Origin of the sequence: Corynebacterium sp. MSK004, assembly GCF_030232515.1 — a bacterium.
Lineage (GTDB): Bacteria > Actinomycetota > Actinomycetes > Mycobacteriales > Mycobacteriaceae > Corynebacterium > Corynebacterium hesseae.
The window spans coordinates 257,370-263,622 of sequence record NZ_JASPKB010000005.1 but is presented as its reverse complement, the minus strand read 5'-3'; the positions used below and the strand labels follow the sequence as shown (position 1 = coordinate 263,622).

6 protein-coding genes are annotated in these 6,253 nt (G+C 57.0%); 3 read left to right on the top strand and 3 right to left on the bottom strand.

The window, feature by feature from the left end:
- Positions 1–1,199: 1,199 nt before the first annotated feature.
- A complete protein-coding gene (locus tag QP999_RS08015) occupies positions 1,200–1,871 on the top strand; it encodes a hypothetical protein (RefSeq protein ID WP_284848038.1) in 672 nt (223 codons plus the stop codon).
- A gap of 347 nt (positions 1,872–2,218) precedes the next feature.
- Complete coding sequence (locus QP999_RS08010; protein ID WP_070524015.1) at positions 2,219–3,724, top strand: hypothetical protein; 1,506 nt, start codon at positions 2,219–2,221, stop codon at positions 3,722–3,724.
- 80 nt (positions 3,725–3,804) lie between these two features.
- On the opposite strand, the gene QP999_RS08005 is transcribed toward QP999_RS08010, so the two are convergent.
- From QP999_RS08005 to QP999_RS07995, 3 genes are all read right to left on the bottom strand, one after another.
- Complete coding sequence (locus tag QP999_RS08005; protein WP_070523942.1) at positions 3,805–4,065, bottom strand: hypothetical protein; 261 nt, start codon at positions 4,063–4,065, stop codon at positions 3,805–3,807.
- Between the two features lie 48 nt (positions 4,066–4,113).
- Positions 4,114–4,635, bottom strand: coding sequence for a transcription elongation factor GreA (gene greA, locus QP999_RS08000; protein ID WP_010187368.1), 522 nt, complete (start codon positions 4,633–4,635; stop codon positions 4,114–4,116).
- Positions 4,636–4,752: 117 nt separating this feature from the next.
- Positions 4,753–5,244: a DUF4307 domain-containing protein gene (locus QP999_RS07995; protein WP_070523944.1), complete on the bottom strand. Its 492-nt coding sequence runs from the start codon at positions 5,242–5,244 to the stop codon at positions 4,753–4,755.
- 117 nt (positions 5,245–5,361) lie between these two features.
- Here QP999_RS07995 and mca point away from each other — a divergent pair, with 117 nt between their 5' ends.
- Positions 5,362–6,252: a mycothiol conjugate amidase Mca gene (mca, locus tag QP999_RS07990; RefSeq protein WP_070524017.1), complete on the top strand. Its 891-nt coding sequence runs from the start codon at positions 5,362–5,364 to the stop codon at positions 6,250–6,252.
- Position 6,253: the final 1 nt, after the last annotated feature.

The following is a 6,253-nucleotide window of genomic DNA, read 5'->3' as shown; positions in this document are numbered from 1 at the left end:
AAGTGTCCAAGACCTCCATGGATTCCGTGTCCAAAAAGACACCGGACTCCATGTCCAAAAACCCTATGGACATAACACCCAAGACCTAAGTCGGGACACAACGACCGTTTCTGTAGAGAACTGCATGTCTCTTCGCGAAACGGATTACCTTCCTTGCTCCCCTTGCAGCGCGCAACGTCGGCGTGCCTCCATCGACGTGCTGGAGGCATCTGACAAAGGGCGTCTGACAAAAGGCATCAGCCATAAGGCGTTTTCACGGCCAAAAACGCCCTTTACTCAGAGCAGATGGCGTTTTCAGGCTCAAAGATGCCTTCTGCCAGATGCCTTGTGCAGGACGCCTTCCTGACCTAGGCGGATTTAGTGCGGAACGATCCCGCCCCACCGCCGAACAACACCAGGTAGCAGTCTCAAGAGAGTCGGCGCTCACCCACCCATGACCTAAGTCGGGTCTTTTGGGGAAGGTGCGTAGCGCACGGTAGGTGCGAGCGGGATCTTGGCATCGACTGGTGCGAGTTGATACAGATTGCAACAGTGAGAACAGGATTTCCCTTCGCAAATATCCATTTTGCGTACCAATTGCGGTACAGGTGGCCAGTTCCTAAAGTCGTGTGACGTGGATGACTGCGGAGGAAGCTATGGTTGCAAAGATGGGGTGCTGTACGGTTCTTGTGGGTGAAATGTTCGAATTCTTGGATGGGTGAGTCTTGGCCTTGCTGCAAATGGGCGCCGTCCGTCGGAAGCTCGGCAACGACACCGGTAAGCATCTGTTTCTGCGCTTAGCTCTGAGCTTGCAGTGATCATGCCGGCGGATTGGGTTTCTCATGTTTCCCACAGGCGCGATGCTCTAAGGGGCGTGCAACAAAGGGGCAAGATTCTTGCTCAATCGACGAAAAACGACACCCCGAAAATTGACAGTGTTGTAATTCGGGTACCCCCAATTGGTTATAATCGGTAGCCAAGACACATGTAGTTCACGGTGCGTACTCAAGCTCTATACAGGCTGCGACCAGCTGTTATTGACGGATGATTCTATTAGAATGGTCGAATAGTTACAATAAATTTGTATATAGAAAATGACTAATTTGGCACTGGCGCGACTTCTTGTTCCTTCTCGTGCATTCTGGTCGCAGAAGTCGCTCGGAGCTTAAAGCTCAAGGGAGGGGCTTCTAACGGTCAGGAAAGTTAGTTGAAGGGACACCATGAAGCGAATCGGGGGCCTTGTGATGATGGCGGTTTGTATCGGGGTGCTGTCAAACTGCGCGTCACCGCTCGGCCTCAGTGTTCGTGGCGATGGTAGTAACGCGGGGGACTTTCGCAATTCTCCTGACATGAAAGCCGGCGGTGGCTCAGTGGACTCGGGGGTCGCTGATGCCACCGCCACGACGGCGCGAGAGTCTTTAGCTCCAAGTGAGCAGTCTCGTGCAGGCGGTGGGGTACTTCCGCCGCTCGGTGAATTTGACCGGACAGTGCCTGGATTCCAGGTGTTTGATCCTTGTTCAGAAATACCCAATGAAAAATTCTCGGAGTTGAGCTTAGAGATGACTTCGACTCCTGAAAGAGAGAGTGGGTACCGAACTTGCTATTTCTCAAAAGATTTGGGTAATGGCAGAGAAGCTGCTGTAGCCCTTGGAGCACAGCATGAGAAAATGGATAGCATTCGTGAGCTTTATCCTCAGGCTTTTCCATTTATGGAAGAAGTGAACGAAGATATCTACACCGTAGAAGACACATTTGTGAGGGGCACGAGTTGCACGTCTTACGTTGAAACTATTCGTGGTGTCGTTTCAGTTGCATGGACGGAACTAGCTGCCGAGGTTTCAATGAAGGAAAAATGTGAACAATCAAGAAACTTACTTTTAGAACTTGTCTAAATAGAGGGGCTCGGGAAATGATCATTAACCAAAATGCGCTATCGCAAGAAGTATCGCGTGTATCTGAACTTGGGAAGAGACTTCAACATGCCTCGAGTGGCGCGCACAGTCCACTCGATGGTGGATTCTCCACCATCACCGGCCTAAGTGAGGTCGGCACAATCCACCAGCGTGTGCTGGCAACGGATCCGGGGTCGGCGCGAAATTCTTTAGAGGGGTTTAGGGGACAGGTTTCTTGGCTCGGGGAGACACTCAAAACTGAGCTAGCAAGCTTCGAATCGCAGGATGAGCTTACGAGTCGGGGGTTGGATGTCGCTGACGCTGGTGGGGGAGGCGGGGCAGTATCGATGCCGATCGTGTCGCAACCAGACCCGGGATACAGCCCGTTTGGATTTACCATCCCGATCGTGGACACCGGTGCTTCCATCATGGGCTTAGCATCGAATTTGTTTAGCACGCGCTTCTGGGATGTGTCGGAAGCAAATGCGCGGTGGGGCGCATTGAGTGGGGAAGTCGCAGAAATCGTTGCGGGTCTTGAAAACTCGGCCGCGTCTTTGGAAGCCGAGAACGACAGTGAAGCCACCACACGCGCAGCGCAGAAGATTCGTGAAGTTGCGCAGGCGGGTACACACTTCATTGCCAATGCGAGCGTCATGCAGCAGAAGCTGTTCGGCTTCCAAGCGCAGCTGATGAATGTTCAGCCGGAAGCCATTGCCTTGGCCTTTGAGGTGGCGGCAATCCCAGAGCCTGCTACGCGTCAAGCCGCTGAACAAGCAGCCTTGGTCTATATGCAGGGCGTCCTTCAGCAGCAAGTGATTTCCGCTATGCCGTATCAGCATGCGCTTATGGACGCAGCGCCGCCCAGCGGCGGCGGAGACACCAGTACCCACTTTGGGGCAGTCATGGGCGACGGAAATCGCTACAACACCGATGGAGTCACATGGCCGAAGCCAATAGCCGAAGCGATAGAAAACGGCACCATGGGCCCAGGCTCCTTTGGCGTTGCGGACGGCCACATCCAAGGTCTGGAAAGCGTGGGGATGGGGGCTGACGATATCGCGCGCTTTCACAATGAGCTACACAATCGTGGGCGCAGCATCCTCAGCGAGCTTGGTTTCGGAGACGCATTAGCGCCGATCAATGCAGGCGAGGTGAATACCTCGGCTGCCAACGCAGGCTTGAGCGCCCTTGATCCCGTTCGGGGAGGAGCGCCAGGATCGTTGGCAGCTACCAGCGGAGCGGCAAACATGCCAGCTGGTGTAAACGGGCTCGGAGGTCTAGGCAGCGGCGCTGTAGGCCAGGGATTGGGAGCCATCGGTCTTGCTGATGGCCGTGGGAACAAGCTTCCCGGAGGCGTGGCAGGCCACAGCGGTCGCTTGCCGGAAATGTCGGCGAATCCAACGACAAACGCAGCGGGGTTCGGAGGCGCGGGCGCTTCATTCGGTGGGCCGCAGACCGGAACGCATCCGGTATTAGGAGGCCTTCCTGGGGCCGTAACGGGAACTGGACAACAGAGGGAAGGGCGGACGTCGCTAAGCGGAGGCGGCCTCGTCGGAGGTGGTGCCATCAGTACGGGAGGTTCCGGGGGCGTCGGCAACGCTGGTGGCGCTGGTGGTGTCCTGGGAGCCCCGGGCGGAGCGGGTAGTGCGAGGCAGGGCGTCGGCAGTGCCCGCGGTGCGGGGATGCGCATGATGCCCATGATGGGTGGCATGGCACGCGGCGGCGAAGGCGAAAGGCGGGTCAAGTCCGTCACGACTCAAGTAGAACGCGACCCCAACCGCCGTGATCTACTCGGCGAAGCACCCGCAGTACTGCCAGGGGTTATCGGGGATTGGGTCCGGGAGGCAAAGTAGAAAAAGACGACGGACCCCAGAAAGCTAAAAGCGGCGCCCCAACTATCGGGACGCCGCTTCTTTGCCAGTTGCCGTTGAACCTACTGCTGAACCGGAGCAGTGGTGTATTCAGCCGGAGCAACCTCGGTTGCAGCAACGGCTTCGGACTCAGTGGCTGCTTCGGACTCAGCCGCAGCCTCGGAGGGGGCGGCTGCACCTGCGCCGGGAGCCTCACCGGCAAAGGAAGCGCCGGTGTCAACCTTCTCAGAGGAATCCTGTTGGTTCGGAGGGTGGCAGGCAGCGAGGGTGAGGCCAGCGGAGAAAACCAAACCAGCGGCAGCGAAACGAGTGAACTTCTTCATGGGTTAAAACTCTTTCTCGGAAAAACGATGACCTAAGAGCAGTATAAATTAGGACTTGCGCGGAGTGGCAGCCTTTGCGGAATCATAAGGTGCCGCAGAGACCACGGTGACCGACAAGGTCTTGCCATTCGGCGCCGTGTACTCGCGGGTCTCGCCCTCAGCAGCACCCAGGAGTGCAGCGCCCAGCGGGGACTGCTCGGAGTAGGTCTCCAAGTCCTTGTTATCGGAAGCAGCGGCGCGGGTACCGATGAGGAAGGTCTCGCGGTCCTCCTCGTCGCCGTTGTAGTACACGTGCACAACGGAACCGATGTGGGCAACACCCTCCTGGACGGCGGTGCGCTCGGTGGTGGAGTTCGCCAGAACCTCGGAGATCTGCTTGATGCGGGCCTCTTCCTGGTCCTGCATCTCACGGGCTGCGTCGTAACCCGCGTTCTCCTTGAGGTCACCTTCCTCGCGGCGCTCATTAATCTCCGCGGCGACGACCGGGCGGTGGTCGATGAGGGCCTGCAGCTCGGCCTCGAGCTTGGCCTTGGTTTCCGGGGTAATGTACTGCTTCTGCTGCTCAGCCATAGTGCAACCTTCCGTTTACGGTTCCTAATGAACGGGTCTACTTCTCATTGAATGGGCCAGAAAGCGCAGGTGGCGCGGCCCATTCAGAACGCTCAACATACTAGCACAGCTGGGCTTTTACTCGCCGGTAGCCTCACCCGCTGTATCCATCGTGCTGGTGTCCAAATAGGACGGGATGCTTCCGGAGCAACCGTAGGCGCCACCGGCGACGGCTCTGTGGTTGGTGGGGATATCCACCGCGATGCGTTGAGCGGACTCACCGCCAGCAGGCACGGCGACCTCGCGGCGCCCCACCTCAGCCTTGGAGTAGTCGAAGGCCTGGACAATGCAGTATGCAGGTTCTTCCACGCGGTTGCGGGTGATGTCTACCCACACGCGCGCTGTGTCATCAGACAGAATCTCGTGGGTGACGTAGGAGATATCTGCGTTGACCTTTTGCTGGCTGCGGAAATACTGAACGCCGTAGACAATGGCCGCAATCAACATAGCCAGGAATACCAGCACCAGTGCCCGGTTGGTCCATGAACCTTTTGTGCGAGTGGACTGAGAGGAAGAACCGTAGCGGGACTGCGAGCGTGCGGGTTGAGAAGCAGGTTGGGCGTCAGACATGAGTCTGATTCTATCCAACAGTCGCCGCGAAGAAACTATCCACTAGACTAGGCCTCTGTTTAATGCCTCTGTATTAATGAGGCGAAGTAGGGACGATGTAGGGAGATGTATCACCCAGTGAGCACGAAGCGCCTTTTGGCTATCCACGCGCACCCTGACGATGAGTCCTCGAAGGGTGCTGCGACGACAGCAAAATATGCCGCGGAGGGGGCGGAAGTCCTCGTCGTGACCTGCACCGGTGGCGAGAGGGGAGATATTATCAACCCGGCCATGGATCGCCCCGGTGTCCTTGAGAATATGGGCAGCATTCGCCGTGAGGAAATGGCGAAAGCAGCCGCCGCCTTGGGCGTGCAACATCGCTGGCTTGGGCACATTGATTCGGGCCTTCCTGGTAACCCGCTCGCGCCCAATATCAAGGACTTACTACCTGAGGGCTGCTTTGCGCTTAAGGAAGATGATGACGTAGCCCAAGAGCTGGTTGAAATCATCCGTGAGTTCCGGCCCCACGTCATTATTACCTACGACGAGAACGGCGGCTATCCGCACCCGGATCACCTCATGGTGTACCGCGCGTCCATGCTGGCGTGGGAAAACGCGGGTGACGCGGCATACCACCCAGAATTGGGTGAGCCGTGGGAGCCGCAGAAGCTGTACTACACGCATGGCTTCGTATACCAAAGGATGAAGATCTTCCATGATCTTCTTCTGGAGGAAGGCAAGATCAGTCCATATGAGCCGATGCTGGCGCGCTGGGATACGACGTTCGGAGACATCATGGCGCGGGTAACCACACAGGTCGAATGCGCGGATTACTTCCAGAATCGTGAGGATGCGCTCCGTGCGCACGCAACCCAAATTGATCCAGCCGGTGCCTTCCTAGCCACGCCCGTGTCCGTACAGCAGGAGCACTGGCCCACGGAGGAATTCGAGTTGGCCAAAACTCGCGTTTCTACTGCACTGCCGGAAGATGATTTATTTGCGGGAATTCCAGAAGTAGGGGAGTCTTAAA

Coding starts and splice junctions, on each gene's coding strand:
- QP999_RS08015 (WP_284848038.1), top strand. CDS start 1,200: ATGAAGCGAATCGGGGGCCTTGTGATGATGGCGGTTTGTATCGGGGTG.
- QP999_RS08010 (WP_070524015.1), top strand. CDS start 2,219: ATGCCGATCGTGTCGCAACCAGACCCGGGATACAGCCCGTTTGGATTT.
- QP999_RS08005 (WP_070523942.1), bottom strand. CDS start 4,065: ATGAAGAAGTTCACTCGTTTCGCTGCCGCTGGTTTGGTTTTCTCCGCT.
- greA (WP_010187368.1), bottom strand. CDS start 4,635: ATGGCTGAGCAGCAGAAGCAGTACATTACCCCGGAAACCAAGGCCAAG.
- QP999_RS07995 (WP_070523944.1), bottom strand. CDS start 5,244: ATGTCTGACGCCCAACCTGCTTCTCAACCCGCACGCTCGCAGTCCCGC.